This window comes from Amycolatopsis sp. NPDC051061, from assembly GCF_040682935.1.
Classification (GTDB): domain Bacteria; phylum Actinomycetota; class Actinomycetes; order Mycobacteriales; family Pseudonocardiaceae; genus Amycolatopsis.
In genome coordinates this window covers 34,361-49,510 of the sequence record NZ_JBFBBZ010000048.1, presented here as the reverse complement: position 1 = coordinate 49,510, position 15,150 = coordinate 34,361, and the positions used below count along the sequence as shown (strand labels likewise).

The following is a 15,150-nucleotide window of genomic DNA, read 5'->3' as shown; positions in this document are numbered from 1 at the left end:
GGATGGCCACCGCGACTGAAACGAACGACGGAACCCCGGCGGAGGGCCCGCTGGAGAACTGGTTCCTGCTGATGGACCCGGCCTGGAGCCCGGCCGCCGAGAACGACGCACCGCCGGTCGAGGCCGTCGTCGGCCTCTGGCCGGTGGCCGAGGACGGCGGGCTCGGCAAGTTCCGAGCCAACCCGGCGTACGTGCCGGCCGACGAGCATTCGCCGTCGGATCCGCTGGACGCGGTGCTGCGCCTGGTCCTGCAGGGGCGCGCCGAGACCGAGCACATCCAGCTCATGGTCCGCGACACGCTGGTCGACGTGGCGATGAACGGCGACGGCTGCCCGCTGGTTACCCGGTCGCCGGACGACGTCCCGTGCGTCGTCGTGGCCACCGGTGAGCCGCACCGCCGGCGGGTCGCCGCGCCGGGCTGGCGGCGCGTCGACCTGGCCGGGCTGACCGGGCTGCTCGCCGAGGAGGTCGACGTGCTGTTCAACCCGGGCGGCCCGGCCGCGGTGCGGCTGACCGGCGACTTCTTGCGCGAGACGCTGGCGATGGACGAGGCGCGCGTCGCCGAGCTCTACCGGGAGGCTGGCAAGGACGCCACGGGCCTGCGGATCGTCTCGTGGGAGCCCGCCGCGGGCGGACGCGCGCCGGAGTCCGATTAGGCCGGACCCGCCCGGGCACGGGGGCGTTCGGACAGCATCGGGTGCCCCTTCGTCCCGTGGGCTGGTTGACGGTTCCCCGCCGCCGTTAGCATCGGCTGTCGACTGCTCGCCGCGGCTCCGGCCGCGACGTTCGAATGAGCGAGGTGAGCAATGTCTTCCGTGGTCACGGGCAAGGTGATCCGGTTCGACGAAGTCCGGGGTTACGGCTTCGTGGCCCCCGACGACGGCACTGAGGACGTCTTCCTCCACGTGAACGACCTGCAGTGCGACAAGCGGCTCATCGCGCCCGGCGTGCGCGTCCGGTTCGCCGCCGAAGAAGGCGACCGCGGGCTAAAGGCGTCGCGGGTGAGCCTGGCCGGGCAGCGGCCGGAGGGCGACTGCGACGAGGAGGCCGGGGACGTTCTCTCCGCCGAGGAGCTGAGCGGCGAGCTCACCGAAGCCGTGCTGGCGGACGTGCCGTCGCTGACCGGGCAGCAGCTCGTCGCCGTGCGGCGGAGCTTCCTGGAACTGGCGCGCAAGCACGATTGGATAGCGGAGTAGCGGGAACCGGGGGAGACGAGGTGGGCGAGGTGCGGCCGGCGGCCGGCGGGCCCGGGGAGCTGCGGAGCCTGGAGGCCGAGCTCCTCGACGTCCGACGCTACATCCGGCGGCACCGCTCGCCGGCGGAGCCCGGGCGGCTGTGGCTGCAGCAGCTCTGGAGCGATCTGCTGCTGGACCGCTGGTCGGTGCTCGACCGGCGGATCCGGCGCGCCGCCGCGGCCGGCCGGGACGAGCCGGGCGGGTCGGCAGTGCCCGCACGGCCGGTGCGGGCACTGCCGAACGCGGTCGAGCCGCTCACCCTGACCGGGCTGAGCGCCTGCCTTCGCGGAGCCCCCGGCCTCGTCGTGGTGACGGACCAGGGCCGCTCCCGCCCGGCGGTCGACGTCTGCGTGCACGCGACCGAGCGGGTGGATGACGCGTTCGTGGAGGTGCTGCGCACGTCGGCGCGGCGCTTCGACGTGCCCGCGGTGCTGGTGGCCAACCGGATCGAGAAGGCCGACCTCGACGTCTTGGCCTGCTGCCGGGTGCGCGCGGTGCTGCCGCGAGTCGCGGCCTCGAGCGGCCGGCTGGTGGACACGGTGCGGGCGGTCGGGGCGGTCGGGCGCGTTCCCGGCCCGGACCTGCTGGCCGAGCTGCGCGAGCACGGCTGAGGGCCGCCCGCAGCGCGTCGCCCCGGTTCCGTACCCCGGTATTTCGGGCAGTAAGTCACCAAGCTCGGGCAAGAAACGGCGTACGGGCGCGGCCGCGGCGTTATCAAGGGTGCGTAGCCGCGCTGCCGGGCGGCTCACCGCCGGCTGGAAGAGTGGTCGCGTCGGCGGGCGGGACCAACCCGGGTGCGGTGGCGCCGCACCCGGCGGACGTGGAGCGGTCGTCCGTACGTCGCCGAAGCGATCGTCGGGTGGCAGCTGTTCTAGGGTGCCCTCGCGGGGATCGGGTGGAGGTTGGGTAGGCGTGGGCGGTGCTGATAGCGCGTTGCGGGTCGATTTGCTGGGTGAGGTGCGGGCCCGGGTGGCGGGGTTCGAGGTGGCGGTGGGGCCGCCGCGGCAGCGGGCGGTGCTGGCGATTTTGGCGTTGCGGGCTGGTGAGACGGTTTCGCGTGCGGAGCTGATCGATGGGGTGTGGGGGGAGAGCCGTTGGCGTCGGTGGAGGGCAGTGTGCACACCTACATCCACGGGCTGCGCCGGGTGCTGGCGGCGGCCGGTGGTGACGTGCTGGTGCGTACCGGGGCTGGTTACCGGCTGGTGCTCGACCCGGCCGCGGTGGATGTGACGGCAGCCGAAGCGGGGATGCGGCGGGCGCGGGAGCTGGCTGCGGCCGGGAGTGCCGCGGCGGCGGGTGAGTGCCTGGCGCTGTGGCAGGGGTGCCGCTGTCGGGGGTGCCCGGCCCGCTGGAGCGCCCAGCTCCAACTTCGGCTGCCCTGTTGCTAGAGTCACCCGCAAGAGTGGCGGCGCCGCACTGCCGTACAAGCGCAAGCTGTTCGGCGACATCATCTCCGCGTGCGTGAGGGCCGCCGAGCCCGCCGGGGTCCCGTTCACCGCAAAGTTCGCATCGGCATCGACGACCACCGCACGTTCCTCGACGCCGGCCGCATCGCCGAAGCCGAAGGCGCGGCGGCGGTCAGCCTGCACGCGCGCACCGCCGCGCAGCGCTACTCTGGCCAGGCCGACTGGACGAAGATCGCGGAACTGAAGGAAGCCGTCACGAGCATCCCGGTGCTGGGCAACGGCGACATCTTCACGGCGGACGACGCGCTGTGCATGGTCGCCGAGACCGGTTGCGACGGCGTGGTCGTCGGCCGCGGCTGCCTGGGCCGGCCGTGGCTGTTCGGCGAACTCGAAGCCGCCTTCCAGGGCAAGGAATCCCCACCCCGCCGAAGCTCGGCGAGGTCGCGAAGTGCTGCGGCGGCACACCGAACTGCCTATCGAGCACGACGGCCACGACAAAGCCATGCGCGACATCCGCAAGCACATGGCTTGGTACCTGATGGGCTTCCCAGTCGGCTCCGAACTCCGTCGCGGCTTCGCCATGGTCAGCTCGATGAACCAGCTCGACGACCTCATCGCCCAGATCGACCACGAAGCCCCGTTCCCCGAGGCCGCCACCGGCCCCCGCGGTCGGCAGGGGATCGCCAGGCGAAGTCACGCTGCCACACGGCTGGCTCGACGACCCGGACGACGACAGCCGCCCGGAAACCCAAGACATGCATTCCGGCCGCTAGCCAAGCGAGCCGGACGGGGCTATCCACAAGGTTGTCCACACTTCAGCCGCGGTTGTGGACGACCGACGTGGATGTGTTGCGTGTCCTACGGTCGATTCGCCCAGCGACAACCCGCGTTATCGTCGACAAGACGTTGCGGTTCGCCGACGTGCATGTCTTGCGGTGCGGGAGGAGGCCACTTGGTCACGAACGAACGACCGGCAGACGCAGCCGATGCGCTGAGCGATCAACTGCCCGGCATCTACGACCGCTACGCGGCCGATGTCGGCGGTCGTCGCCTCACATCGATCACCGAACGGCGCGGACCCGAGCACGCCTTCGCCTTCGGTTACCTCCGGACGACACCGGAAACCCCGCCAAGCCGGCACCACGCGTACGCCGAGGAACTGGAATACGCAGAGTGCGACGTTGTCCGCACCGAACGCGCCTTCGGTGACGATCTCACGCCCGGATTCCACGACCTCCTCCGCCATATCCGCCCCGGCGACACGCTGCTGGTTCCGCGCCGCGCCCATCTCAGCTCCAGCCCTGCCGCCTCGGCCGAAGCGGTCGCTCTCGTCGAAGCACGCGGCGGCCGCGTCAAGTTCCTTCACCACAACGAGCCAGGTTCGTCGGTCTAAACTCAGACGGGGTGGTCTGTACCCAGGATCAACCCCGGGAACGGCGATTTACGAGGAACGTGTGACCAACTTGTCATCCAAGGCGTCAGTTCCAGGCGCGCTGAACGCTGCCGTTCAGCGATGGCGGGAACGTGGTGAACCGTCACAGCCTCCTTCCCGCTGGTCGCGCGAATCGTGGCTCAAGCACTTCCCGCAGCATTACTCCTTCATCAGCGCCCTGCCCGAACGCATCGATCGAGCCGAAGCGACACGCCACGCAGCGCGCGCTACATCCGCGGACGGAGCCGAACGGGTCTGCCCAGGGTTTGGTTGACACCTCACCTGTGAGGCTGCGGTCTCACCTGGAAGACATCCCAGGAGCTTGAATGTCAAGCTGCAGCCTTCTCTGCACGATGTGACCAAGCGGTCGCCTCGTCGTAGAGGGTGCGGGTTTTGAGGCAGCCGTGCAGGATGCCGACGAGCCGGTTCGCGAGCTGCCGCAGTGCGGCATTGTGGTGGGCGCCGCGTGCTCGCAGCTGGTCGTAGTAGGCGCGAGCGCCGGGCGAGGCGTTCAGCGCGCTGAACGCTTGAGTCATGAGCGCGTCGATGAGCCGGTCGTTGTGCACCAACCGGGCCAGTACGGCCTTCTTCTTGCCGGAGGCTCGGGTGATCGGGCTGGTGTCGGCGTAGTTCTTGCGGCGCTTGGCATCGGCGTAGCGGTCAGGGTCGTCTCCGAACTCGGCGAGCACCCGAGCGCCGAGGACCGGTCCCAGTCCCGGCTGGGACAGGATGATCTCAGCGTCCGGGTGCCGGCCAAAATGCGCATCGACCTGCCCCTGCAAGGCTTTGATCTGTTCGTGCAGGACGGTCAGCACTGCCGCGGTGGCGCGTGTGGTGGTGGCGTAGGCCGCGGTGACCACGGTCGGCTGGCCCAGGTGCTCGGCGTGCAGCACGGCCTGGATCGAGGCAGCCTTGGCGGGGATGTCGTGGCGGCGAGCACGTTTGAGAGCGGCCGTGATCTGGGTGATGGTCAGCTTCGCGGCCGAGGCAGGGTCGGGTGCCTTGGCCAGTAGCGCCAGGGTGTCGGCGGCGTCGAGGTCGGTGAACGCCTCCAGTGCGGCCGGGAAGTAGTCGCGCAGCGCGTGCCGCAGCCGCTGGGTGTGCCGGGTGCGTTCCCAGATCAGCGTTTTGTGCGCCCTGCTTACGACCTTGATCGCTTCGGCCTCGGCGGTGTCATCGGCGACCGGGCGCAGCTGGTGGGAGTCGGTACGGACCATGTCGGCCAGCGTGTGTGCGTCGGCCGCGTCGCTCTTGGCGCCCGAAACGCCGTGGCGTTTCCGGTAGCGGGCTGCCGACAACGGGTTGACCCCGAACACCGTGTATCCGGCGGCGATCAGCGCCTGCACCCACGGACCTCGGTCGGTCTCGATCCCGATCCTGACCTCGACGTCCTCGGCGTCTTCGCCGAGCTGCTCGCCGATCATCGCGTGCAGCCGGGCCATCCCCGCCACGCCTTCGGGCAGCCGAGCCTTGGCCAGCCGCCGGCCCGCAGCGTCCATCAACTCGACGTCGTGATGCGCTTCAGCCCAGTCGTCCCCTACGAACAGCACCCGATCTCCTGTCCCGTGGCTACGTTCGGCAGCAGCCTGCGGGAGAACTATCAGCGACCTAATGAATCAGTGCTCACGCCACGCGTGCGGGCACGACATCCCATCAGCGATCAACTCTCCCGGCCCACCGACAGGGGCACGATCTTCCATCAGGACTCAACGTCCAGGATGTCCGAGTGCTCACCTGCCAGCGGCTACCAGACCCAAGTCTGCCCGACGGGCGACTCACGACTCATTAGGATGTCATCGTGCCCAAGCCCTACCCCCAGGAGTTCCGTGACGACGTCGAGGACGGCACCCGGCCCGGGGTATCCCGGGACGAGTCCGCTGAGCTGCGGGACCTGCGTAAACGCAACCGTCTGCTGGAGCAGGAGAACGAGGTCCTGCGCAAGGCCGCGGCCTACCTGGCGCAGGGCAATCTGCCGGGAAAATAGCCTTCCCGCTCGTCCGTGAACTGGCTGCAGCCGCGCCCCGATCAGGGTGCCGATCGCGGTGACGTGCAGGATGCTGGGGGACCTCCCGGCAGGCCTACTACCAGTGGTGCGCGACCCGGTTCTCGCAACGCGACTGGGATAACGCGCATCTGATCAACGCCGCACTCGGCATCCACGCTGACGACCCGGCCGACGGGTACCGGTTCATCGCCGACGAACTCGCCCGGCGCGGGTTTGCCGCGTCGGAGAACCGTGTGTGGCGGATCTGCTCGATGCAACAGATCTTCTCGTTGCACGCGAAGAAGAAGGGCCGTTTCCGCAAGGCGGGGCCGCCGGTGCATGACGACCTCGTGCGCCGCGATTTCACCGCCGGCGCGCCGAATGCCACTTGGCTTTGGCTGCCGTAAGGCGGTCGGGTCCCTGCTCGAGTGCGGACTTCAGCTGCTCGACCGACGTGCCAATGGTCGTGCCCCGGGTCGGCGAGTACGGCGTATTGGGCGTGGCGGCGCGATTTCGAGAGGTGGTGTCGGGCGGGGCGAGATCTCTAATGTCAGTGGGTGAGTGCTGGCGGGTGCCGCATGAGTGCTCCGGATGGCCATAAAGGTGGCCCATGTCGGGAGAAAGCGGCCTTTCGAGGCGATCCGAGTAGCGTTCGAGCAAGACGAGGTTGCCGGCGTGGATGGTGCGTTTGGGGCCGACGAGCAATAGGCCGCCGGGGCGGAGTTGTTCGGCCCAGCTCCACGGGATTTCGGGGACGGAGCAGGTAGCGATGATCCGGTCGTAGGAGCAGTGGTCGGGCAGGCCGCCGGTGCCGTCGGTGGTGGCGAGCATCGGGGTGTAGGCGAGGGCGGCGAGGCGTTCTCGGGCGGCGGTGACGAGGTCGGTGCCGATGTCGACGGAGAAGACCTGCGTGGCGCTGAGGCGGTGGCACAGCAGCCCCGCGTTGTAGCCGGTTCCAGTGCCGATTTCGAGGACTCGGTGATTGTCGTGGATGTCGAGCGTTTCGAGCATCCGGATCATCAGGCCGGGCTTGGTGGTGGAGGAGACGGTGACCTGGCGGCCGTCGGCAGTGGTGGCGAGGGTGGTGGCCAAGGGATCGTTCTGGTAGACCGCTTCCAGCCATCCGTCGTCCTTCGGTGGTGGTGGTCCAGGCGCCGTCGGGCTGTTGGGTGTGGAACGCGGGGACGAACAGATGCCGCGGGGTTTGTTCCAGTGCCGCTCGCCAGGCCGGTGAGCGCAGGACGCCGTAGATGGCTGTCGACCGGATCTCGGCGAGGCCACCGACGGTCGCGGAAGTCGAGACGCTCGAGCTGCCCGAGGGAACTCCGGTCATCCGGCAGCTGCGCACGATCTACAGCGACGATCAGCGGCCCGTCGAAGCGTCGGTGCTCATCATAGGGTGCGCACCAGTACGAGTTGCTGTACCGGCAGGAGATCGGGTCGCTCGGATCCGGGCTTGCTCCGTCGAGGTGGTGCTTGGGCGTTGGGGTGACGTCGGCGGCGTATTGGCTCGGCGCTCGTCGGCACTGAAATCGCCCTGGTCAGCCGATGGTTCGGCGCCCGATGCGAATGCCGACATGTTCCTCGGCTTACGCGGCCGCCAGGCCGCCATGGAACGCAGTGCACCAAAGGTGCTCCGGCTGGGCGATCCCGATCGCGGTCTTGTCCTCCACCGACACCTCCGTTCCCCGCCACGCCCGCTCCTGTCGTCTGTGCCGGACATCCGCGAACCCGAGCCTGAAACAGGGGTGAAATGACCTCCACGGTCAACCCTCCGTCCGTTGTTCGGCTGATATTGCGGAGAAGGCCGGCCGGCGAGAAATCCGTAGGGCCACAACCAGGACTAAGGGCCGTAGATCGTTCACGAGAAGACGCCGGTACCGCGAGCGCGATGGCACCGGCCATCGCTCCGACCACCGCCGAGCTGCGGCCGAACCGGGCCGTCAACGCGATGAGCACCAAGACCAACGGGATGACGAGCAGCTGCTCGCACCAGTGAGTTGTTCGTGCGGGTTTCCCCCCCCTCTTGGAGGGTTGTCGATTACTTTTGCGCCTGTCGACCTCTGCGCGCATACCCTCGTCGATACGTGGCGCCCGGTCGGACGCCCCCGGCATCCGTGGTTCCAGCCGCTCCCACCTTCCTCGGCTGGAGTCGATGTTCGTGAGGGATGACCCCCAGCGGCCGGGCGCCACGCCGATCTTCCGCCGGACTCTGCTCGCCTCGCGTAGTTTGAACGTCGCGTGACACCCCGGATGCTGGTAGCTGAGCAGTCGGGGTGATACCAGCCGCGCATTGCCGGTGGGGACCGTGGAGGCGCGCTTGCGGATGGGTTCGGGGTGTCACGCGCCTGGCCGGTGACGGCTTGCCGTACGGCGGCGCAGGGTGGTCGCCGCTCGGCAGCCTCACTCAGCGGTACCTGATGACTCACCTCCGGCTCGACCGGGATGAGTGGTACTGGTACCGCAACATCTACATCACCGATCCCGCGAACTACGCCGATCCGCGGGTTTCGGAGCTTCGCGACGACAGCGTGGCCGGATTCCCCGCGACTTACGTCGCGACTTGCGGGCTCGACCTCCTCCGCGATGAAGGGGAGGCGTACGCGAAGAAGCTCGAGAACGCCGGAGTGCCGGTGATTTTTCGTTGCCACCACGGGCAGTTACACGGCTACGCAACCCGTGTCGGCTTCGATGCCGATGCCCGGTCGGCTCTCGTCCACGATGCCGGAGTGCTCCGCAGCGGCCTGCGCCTGTCCAAACCGCTCATGACCGAGGCCGGGGAGGGCGCCGACCCGGCGAGCCGGTGAGGCGGCCGGTCGAAAGGAGCTGAAGGGGACTTTCCTCGCGTCACATGCGAGGAAAGTCCCCTTCAGTGCCCCAGATGAGAGGAAGGGGCCCTTCAGCTCCCGGGACTCAGCCCCGGTGCCACTTCTGGTTCGCGGTTCCGGCGCAGTCCCACAGGATGAGGGGTGCCCGGTCGTCGCCGTTCCACGCCTTGATGTCGACGCACTTGCCGGCCTGCGGGTTCACGAGGTCGCCGGCCGCGGTGAGGACGAACTTCTGGGCCGGGCTGCCGGAGCACGTCGCGATCTGGATGGGTATGCGGTTTTCGCGGGAACCACCGGCCACGTCCATGCACATGTTGTTCGGGACCCGCAGCGTGTCACCGGTGAACGTCCAGTCCTGGGCGACGGTGCCGTTGCAGGTGAACGTTTGCAGCCGGACACCGTCGGAGAAGTTCCGCTTCGGGACGTCGATGCACTTGTCGTTCCAGTCGCTGACGAGCTTGGTGCCGGACGCGGACGGACGCGACCCGCCACCGGTGAAGCTGTTCAAGGTGATGCCCGCGGCCCGGGGGCTGCCGTCGTTCACCAGGGACTCGAAGTTGCCGACGTCGTCGAAGGCGAACGCGTAGGCCTTGCCGTCGGCCATGTTGGCGTGCACCAGCTTCGCGTACTGGTTGGTTGGGTTGCTCCGGTAGAAGTCGCCGCCGGTTCCGCCGGGCTGCGTGTCGATCCGGCCCAGCGTGCCGCGGTTCAGTGCCGCGCACAGCGTGCGGGCGATCGGGCCGACGACCCGGTCGTTGGGGGCGCCGAGGGCGCCGTCGCAGCCCCAGACGTTCGCCGACGTGGGCTTGCGGAACGACGCCACCTGACGACCCGTACGGTCGGTGAAGTTCATGACGGTGCCCGAGGTGCGGCCGAAGTACCTGGTGTTCGACTGATCGGCGAACGGGACGACCGTCAGCACCCTGCCGGTGTAGGCGTTCCACGCCGACGAGATGTACGGGTCGAGGTAGCCGCTGCCCAGCTGCCCGGCGTCGGCCGCCTTCCCCGGGGCCAGCACCCGCAGGACCGTGCCGTCCGAGCGGGTCTGGATCGAGCCGCCCCAGCCGGGCTGGGCCTTGATGCCGTTGATGACTTTGTCGCGGCCGCCAGGGACCAGCGAGCCGGTCGACTTCACGGCGCCGGACCCTGCCGTGACGCTCACTGTGTGGGGTACGGCGAACATGTCCACTTGGGAGCTGTTCAGCCAGAGGCCGGCGTCGTTGTAGGTGAACTCGCTCCAGTCGAACAGGGCATTGCGGTTGGCGTCGCCGCCCGCCCAGGGCGCGGGCTGGACCAGACCACCCGGGGCGAGGAGGAACTTCAGGCGCTCGCCGAGGGAGAAGTAGACGCGACCGGACATGCCGCGGGGGACCTGGATGGTCGTGGTGCCGCCGTTGCCCGGGCCGGCGATGGAGACGTCCGGTGCCGGTACCGGCGGAGTGCCGCCGGGGCCCCAGGCGGTGAACCCGCCCGCCGCGTTGACGTAGCCGAGCTTGCCGGTGCTGAGGTTGACGCCAAGGACGTACAGGTGGACCGCGTCGGCGCGGCCGGTGTTGTTGGTGATGGACAACGGGAGGAGGGCCGGGCCGGCCGCCGCGGCCGGGGCGGCGCCACCCCACGCCGCCATCGAGGCGAACGCCGTCAGGGCAGCGGCGATCGCGGTGAGTTTTCTACGAGTGCGCAACAGTGATTTCCTTTCTGGTAAAGGCACCGTAGAGATGTCCTGTTCGCGAGTCCATGGCGCGCCCGGAGGTGGGGTCATTGGGACACCGCCGGTGCCCGAACGGCTTGAGAGATGTGATCACCGTGGGTAGCAGCCGGAAAATATTGCACTGAACGGCGTAATGCGCACCGGTGGTCGGGGCTACGGTCGTGCTGCGCTGCGCAAGCGAGTCCGGGCGATGCGTTCCGTGAAGCGGAATGACGGCTTTGGTCAGTCCCGAGCGTTGTTTACCGTGCGTCGAGAGGGGCCGTCGGGTGAGACGAGAAAGAAGTCCACCGGATCACTCCGTGGTGATCCCGATCCCCGAGAGTCGAATTCGGAGGAATGCGGTCGTGACTACTTTTCGGGTGTCCACCGCCGACGTGGCGGAGTTCGCCGCCGCCAGTGGTGATGTGAATCCGCTGCACGTCGATGTGGCGTATGCCACGAAGACCAATTTCGGTGGGCCGGTGGTGCACGGGGCGCTGGTGGTGCTCCACACGCTCGGTGCGCTGCCGGAAGGCCGGCTGGAACCGGCGATCCGCCGGATCACCGCGCGCTTCCACGGAGCCGTCGTGCCGGGGCGGGACTACGACGTCGTCGACGGACCCGGGGCGGAAACACCACTGCGGCTGCGCGTCGAAGACCATGGGCACCGCCTGGCGGACGTGACCGTCGAAACCGACCCGGGTCGCTGGGCCCGCCGCCACCGTTCCCGGGGGAGCGACGCACCGCGCCCGCGGTCCGGCGGCTGGCGGAGCTGAACCCCGGTGACCGGTGCACCACCGGGTACCGCACCAGCCCCGGGGAATACGACGCTTTGCTCGACCGCTGCGGGGCGCACCGCGGCGGGCTCCGGCGCGCCCACGCCGTTCTGCTCGGCTGGGCCAGCTACGTGGCCGGGATGGAGGTTCCGGACGGCAGGCGCTCGTGTCCAGCCTCGAGGTTTCTTTCGAGGACGGCTGCGCGGGGGACCGCCCGGTCGTGGCGATCGACGCCGTCGACCCCCGGCGCGGCTTGGTCACCGTGGAAGCCGGACTACCCGGACACGGACGCGCACGGCTGTCGGTTGCGGCCCGCGACGAGGTCCCGGAGCCGGACATCACCGCGGTTCGCGGCCTGGCGGGGAACCGCTCACTGGCGGGGGCGTTGCCGTCGTCACCGGGGCCAGCCGCGGCCTGGGCGCGGCTGTCGTCCAAGCACTGGCCGTCCGCGGCGCGGAAGTCTACGTCACCCACCGCCATGGCCGAGAAGAGCTCGAAAGGCTGGTGTTCGGCCTGGGGGAAGACGGCGCGCGGCTGCACCCCGTGCGCTGCGACGCCGCGGACCCCGAAGGGAACCGCCGCCTGGCCGAACTCGTGCAGACCGGGGAAGGTCAAATCGACTTGCTGGTGCTGAACGCCTATCCACCGTTCCAGCCGCTGCAGAGCGAACGCGCGGCTGCGGTCCGAGGGCGGGAGTACCTCGACCACGCGGTTCGAACCGTCCAAAGAGCCGTTGACCGCACTCGGCCCGCTGGTCACGGCCGGTACCGGACGGTTGGCCCTGGTGTCGAGCTCGGCGGTGACCGAATCGCCGCAGGGTTGGGAACACTACGCGGAAGCCAAGCGGCAGTCCGAGGCCGCGGTCGAACAGTTCGTGCGAGATCGCGCGAACCTGGGCGGCGCCATCGCCCGCCCGCCGCGGCTGCACACCGCTTTCCTGGCCACTTTCGGAGAAGGCAATGGGGGACAGCCGGTCGACCCGGTGGCGGTGCGGCTCTTGGACCACGCGGTCGCTGTGCCGACGGGGACGATCGATGTGCTGACGCTTCGGGACCCCTTCGACCTCGGGGGGAACGACCGCGAAGGTCGCGGTGGCCGCCACGTTCACCACGGATCCGCTCGCCGCACCGGTGCGTAGCTGGGCGCAGAGACTGGGGCCGGCGGTCGAAGCGGAGTTCGCGCCCGACGCACAGGTGTTCCAGGAACTGCTCGATCCGGGCAGTCTGCTGAACAGCGTGCACTCGGTGTGCGCGGTCGTGCTGGTCCGGCTGGACGACTGGCTGGGTGAGGACGAACCGCGCGCCCTGGACGAGTTTTCGGCGGCGGTGCGGGGTTTCGCCGCCTGGCGGCGCATCCCGCTGGTCGTCCAGCTCTGCCCGTCCCCTTCGGTTTCCGGTGACGATCCCTGGGCGGAACGGCTGACGGCCGAGCTGGCCGGTTTGTCGGGGGTGCACGTGCTCGGCGTGGACTCCTGGGACGGCGGGCTGCCCGTGGCGGACCCACACGACCCGGCCCGGCTGCGGATCGCCCACATCCCCTACACGAAAGACGGGTACACCGCGCTGGGCGCGTGTGCGATGCGGTCGGTGCACGCGCTGCACGCGCTGCTGGCCAAGCCCCCTTCAAGGTACTCGCCCTCGACTGTGACAACACCCTGTGGCACGGGGTGGACGACGGGGGTGCGGAGTGAGGACGAACTGGCCGGCGTCGTCGAGATCGTCGAGCCGGTGGGGGTCGTGTGCGCCATCACGCCCATCACGAGGCCGACCGCGGTGGTCGTCTTCAAGGCGCTGACCGCGCTCAAGACCTGCAACCCGATCATCTTTCCTTCCACCACTCGGCCGTGGAAAGCGGCGCGAAAGCCGCGGCGATCGTGCGCGACGCCGCGATCCGGGCCGGCGCCTCACCGCACTGCGTGCAGTGGATGACCGAACAGTCCCGCGAAGCGACCCGCCTGCTGATGCACCACGACGGAGTGGCGCTGGTGCTCGCCACCGGCGGCAACGAGCTGGTCAAGGCGGCGCACTCCACCGGCAAGCCCGCGATCGGCGTCGGCGCCGGGAACGTCCCGGTCTACGTGGCCGTCGACGTCGCACGCGCGGTCATCGACATCGTCCTGTCCCGCACGTTCGACCACGGCACCAGTTGCGCGGCGGAGCAGACACTGATCGTCGACGAACAGGTGTGGCCAGTGGTCGGCGAGGCGTTCGGCGAACTGCTCGGGGGATCCGAGCTGCTGCGCAGCCGTGGCCTCGGAGCCGCCATGGGTGACCCGCGCTTGTGACCCTTGGACGTACCGCCGGTCAGTGCTATCGGCCGGAGGCGGTGCCGCCGGCCACGATCGGCGGTGTGTTCAGGAGCGGGCCGATGATGTCGGCGTTCTTGGCCCGGACCAACTCGTCGACGCGGATCACCCGGTCGACGAGGTGCTTGCCGAGCCGGAAGCGGCGCAGCCACGGTGCCAATCGCCAGAAAAGGGTCTCCAGGCGGCTCTCGGCGACGAAGATCTTGCGGTCTTCGAACACTTCGTCCAGGTAATGGTCGACCTGGGGACGCAAGGCCTGCTCCCACGCGGCGAGTGCGCTCCCGATGTCGCCAGGATGCCGATCGAGCATTACACCGAGCAGATCGGCGCCGGCCAAACCGAGCGAAACGCCCATGCCGACGTAGAAAGTGACGCACCAAGCGGCGTCGCCGACGAGGACTACGCGGCCCTTCCGCCAAGTGTCCATTCTCACCTGTTCGACGGAGTCGAACAGGATTTCGTCGGCGGCTTCGGCCGCGTCGACCACATCGCCGAGGGTGGCCCCCAGCGGCTGGGGTCCGAAGATCGATCGGAGTCGTTCCCCGGGGGATCCGAGGAACTCGGCATCGACGTCTTCGGTGCGGTAGATCAACGTTGCGGTCGGGTCGTGGTCCCGATAGGCGAAGACCCACATAGACCGGTCTCGTTCGATCATCGTCGCGGACTGGCCGGGCTCCAGACCCGCGGGTGTGCCGGAGAACCGGAACGCGGCGAACACGTAGTTCAACCGCCGCAGGTACTTCCCAGGTGGACCGAACACCAGGCCGCGGACCGTCGAGCGCAGCCCGTCGGCGCCGACGACCAAGTCGAACCGCTCGGTCACCGACGTACCGGTCGCGGTGTCGAGCAAGGTGACGTCCACCCCGTCCGGATCGTGGACGATCGCGGTGGGCGTGGTGGCGTACCGGATCTCCACGTCGGCCGGCAGAGCTCTGAACGCCGCGTTCTCGACGTCGCCGCGCAGCAGCGTCCACGGTGCACCCGGCAGATCCGAAAAGCCGATGCCGGGCCGGTTGGAGCCGTTGCGGTCGATATCGATCTTTTGCGGTGCGGCGGTGCGGTCGTGGAGCGCGCCGAGCAGCCCGAGCCGGGCGGCGGCGGCCTTGCCGGAACCGAAGAGAACGACGAAGTGACCGTCGGAACGTCGGCCCGGCGCTCTTTCGACGAGCACGGTCCGCCAGCCGGATCGGCTCAGCCGCGCCGCTGTCGCGAGGCCGCTCACCCCCATCCCGACGACGAGCACCCGGCCGGCCTCGTGATTGACAGCGCTGTTCATGGCCCCGCCTTTTCCGGAAGTTCGAGGAGGCGGCGTGCCGCCGTGGTCGGGCTGGCGTCCCGCTACCAGGCGACCACATCGGATTGGCTTGATCAAGGTAACTTCGGGCAAAATAGCGTGCTCGAATACTCTTGAACCCTGGGACGGCTCACCAGCCCGGAGAGGTACCTCTTCGGGCAGACTGAGTACCAAAAAGGTATACGTCTTCAATCGAATCT

At 69.1% G+C, this 15,150-nt stretch carries 15 protein-coding genes and 3 pseudogenes; 14 read left to right on the top strand and 4 right to left on the bottom strand.

Annotated elements, in window-relative coordinates; genetic code table 11:
• Positions 1 to 2 precede the first annotated feature (2 nt).
• The 6 genes and pseudogenes from AB0N03_RS41830 (at position 3) to AB0N03_RS41805 (ending at position 4,034) form a co-directional block, all read left to right on the top strand.
• Positions 3 to 656 carry a type VII secretion system-associated protein gene (locus tag AB0N03_RS41830; protein ID WP_364384688.1) on the top strand — a complete coding sequence of 218 codons (654 nt, stop codon included), beginning with the start codon at positions 3 to 5 and terminating at the stop codon, positions 654 to 656.
• 150 nt (positions 657 to 806) lie between these two features.
• A complete protein-coding gene (locus AB0N03_RS41825; RefSeq protein WP_364384686.1) occupies positions 807 to 1,196 on the top strand; it encodes a cold shock domain-containing protein in 390 nt (129 codons plus the stop codon).
• Positions 1,197 to 1,216: 20 nt separating this feature from the next.
• Positions 1,217 to 1,846, top strand: coding sequence for a hypothetical protein (locus tag AB0N03_RS41820; protein WP_364384683.1), 630 nt, complete (start codon positions 1,217 to 1,219; stop codon positions 1,844 to 1,846).
• A gap of 483 nt (positions 1,847 to 2,329) precedes the next feature.
• The gene (locus AB0N03_RS41815) at positions 2,330 to 2,623 is read left to right on the top strand and encodes a helix-turn-helix domain-containing protein (RefSeq protein ID WP_364384680.1); all 294 of its coding nucleotides are present in this window, start codon (positions 2,330 to 2,332) and stop codon (positions 2,621 to 2,623) included.
• A pseudogene (locus tag AB0N03_RS41810) lies at positions 2,517 to 3,197 on the top strand (tRNA-dihydrouridine synthase); the annotation flags it as partial. The gene AB0N03_RS41815 and the pseudogene AB0N03_RS41810, both read left to right, overlap by 107 nt.
• Before the next feature lie 396 nt (positions 3,198 to 3,593).
• Positions 3,594 to 4,034 carry a hypothetical protein gene (locus AB0N03_RS41805; RefSeq protein WP_364384697.1) on the top strand — a complete coding sequence of 147 codons (441 nt, stop codon included), beginning with the start codon at positions 3,594 to 3,596 and terminating at the stop codon, positions 4,032 to 4,034.
• A gap of 368 nt (positions 4,035 to 4,402) precedes the next feature.
• Here the strand turns inward: AB0N03_RS41805 and AB0N03_RS41800 are convergent, their stop codons facing one another.
• Positions 4,403 to 5,623, bottom strand: coding sequence for an IS110 family transposase (locus tag AB0N03_RS41800; RefSeq protein WP_364384678.1), 1,221 nt, complete (start codon positions 5,621 to 5,623; stop codon positions 4,403 to 4,405).
• A gap of 320 nt (positions 5,624 to 5,943) precedes the next feature.
• Between AB0N03_RS41800 and AB0N03_RS41795 the strand changes: the two are divergent.
• A pseudogene (locus tag AB0N03_RS41795) lies at positions 5,944 to 6,452 on the top strand (IS3 family transposase); the annotation flags it as partial.
• Here AB0N03_RS41795 and AB0N03_RS41790 read toward each other — a convergent pair.
• Complete coding sequence (locus AB0N03_RS41790) at positions 6,421 to 7,068, bottom strand: methyltransferase domain-containing protein (protein ID WP_364384694.1); 648 nt, start codon at positions 7,066 to 7,068, stop codon at positions 6,421 to 6,423. The pseudogene AB0N03_RS41795 and the gene AB0N03_RS41790 overlap by 32 nt on opposite strands.
• Positions 7,069 to 7,307: 239 nt before the next feature.
• Here AB0N03_RS41790 and AB0N03_RS41785 point away from each other — a divergent pair, with 239 nt between their 5' ends.
• Both AB0N03_RS41785 and AB0N03_RS41780 read left to right on the top strand, forming a co-directional pair.
• Entirely contained in the window at positions 7,308 to 7,814 is a 507-nt protein-coding gene (locus AB0N03_RS41785) for a UTRA domain-containing protein (protein WP_364384675.1), read from the top strand.
• 663 nt (positions 7,815 to 8,477) lie between these two features.
• Positions 8,478 to 8,864: an alpha/beta hydrolase fold domain-containing protein gene (locus AB0N03_RS41780; RefSeq protein ID WP_364384672.1), complete on the top strand. Its 387-nt coding sequence runs from the start codon at positions 8,478 to 8,480 to the stop codon at positions 8,862 to 8,864.
• 106 nt (positions 8,865 to 8,970) lie between these two features.
• Here AB0N03_RS41780 and AB0N03_RS41775 read toward each other — a convergent pair whose 3' ends face one another.
• Entirely contained in the window at positions 8,971 to 10,569 is a 1,599-nt protein-coding gene (locus AB0N03_RS41775) for a beta-1,3-glucanase family protein (RefSeq protein WP_364384669.1), read from the bottom strand.
• 371 nt (positions 10,570 to 10,940) lie between these two features.
• Between AB0N03_RS41775 and AB0N03_RS41770 the strand changes: the two genes are divergently transcribed.
• From AB0N03_RS41770 to AB0N03_RS41750, 5 genes and pseudogenes are all read left to right on the top strand, one after another.
• Positions 10,941 to 11,351 carry a MaoC/PaaZ C-terminal domain-containing protein gene (locus tag AB0N03_RS41770; RefSeq protein WP_364384666.1) on the top strand — a complete coding sequence of 137 codons (411 nt, stop codon included), beginning with the start codon at positions 10,941 to 10,943 and terminating at the stop codon, positions 11,349 to 11,351.
• Between the two features lie 6 nt (positions 11,352 to 11,357).
• Positions 11,358 to 11,978: pseudogene (locus AB0N03_RS41765) on the top strand (SDR family oxidoreductase); the annotation flags it as partial.
• Between the two features lie 106 nt (positions 11,979 to 12,084).
• Positions 12,085 to 12,489: a hypothetical protein gene (locus tag AB0N03_RS41760; protein ID WP_364384663.1), complete on the top strand. Its 405-nt coding sequence runs from the start codon at positions 12,085 to 12,087 to the stop codon at positions 12,487 to 12,489.
• Positions 12,443 to 13,279, top strand: a complete 837-nt coding sequence (locus AB0N03_RS41755) for a hypothetical protein (protein ID WP_364384660.1) — start codon at positions 12,443 to 12,445, stop codon at positions 13,277 to 13,279. The genes AB0N03_RS41760 and AB0N03_RS41755 overlap by 47 nt, the downstream gene beginning before the upstream one ends.
• Positions 13,195 to 13,635, top strand: a complete 441-nt coding sequence (locus AB0N03_RS41750; RefSeq protein WP_364384657.1) for an aldehyde dehydrogenase family protein — start codon at positions 13,195 to 13,197, stop codon at positions 13,633 to 13,635. The genes AB0N03_RS41755 and AB0N03_RS41750 overlap by 85 nt, the downstream gene beginning before the upstream one ends.
• A 25-nt stretch (positions 13,636 to 13,660) precedes the next feature.
• Here AB0N03_RS41750 and AB0N03_RS41745 read toward each other — a convergent pair whose 3' ends face one another.
• Positions 13,661 to 15,142 carry an FAD-dependent monooxygenase gene (locus AB0N03_RS41745; protein WP_364384654.1) on the bottom strand — a complete coding sequence of 494 codons (1,482 nt, stop codon included), beginning with the start codon at positions 15,140 to 15,142 and terminating at the stop codon, positions 13,661 to 13,663.
• Positions 15,143 to 15,150: the final 8 nt, after the last annotated feature.

What these genes read in the sequence shown, in the direction of transcription:
- AB0N03_RS41785 (WP_364384675.1), top strand. Translation starts at nt 7,308, where the DNA reads ATGGCTGTCGACCGGATCTCGGCGAGGCCACCGACGGTCGCGGAAGTC.
- AB0N03_RS41780 (WP_364384672.1), top strand. Translation starts at nt 8,478, where the DNA reads ATGACTCACCTCCGGCTCGACCGGGATGAGTGGTACTGGTACCGCAAC.
- AB0N03_RS41825 (WP_364384686.1), top strand. Translation starts at nt 807, where the DNA reads ATGTCTTCCGTGGTCACGGGCAAGGTGATCCGGTTCGACGAAGTCCGG.
- AB0N03_RS41790 (WP_364384694.1), bottom strand. Translation starts at nt 7,068, where the DNA reads ATGCTCGAAACGCTCGACATCCACGACAATCACCGAGTCCTCGAAATC.
- AB0N03_RS41830 (WP_364384688.1), top strand. Translation starts at nt 3, where the DNA reads ATGGCCACCGCGACTGAAACGAACGACGGAACCCCGGCGGAGGGCCCG.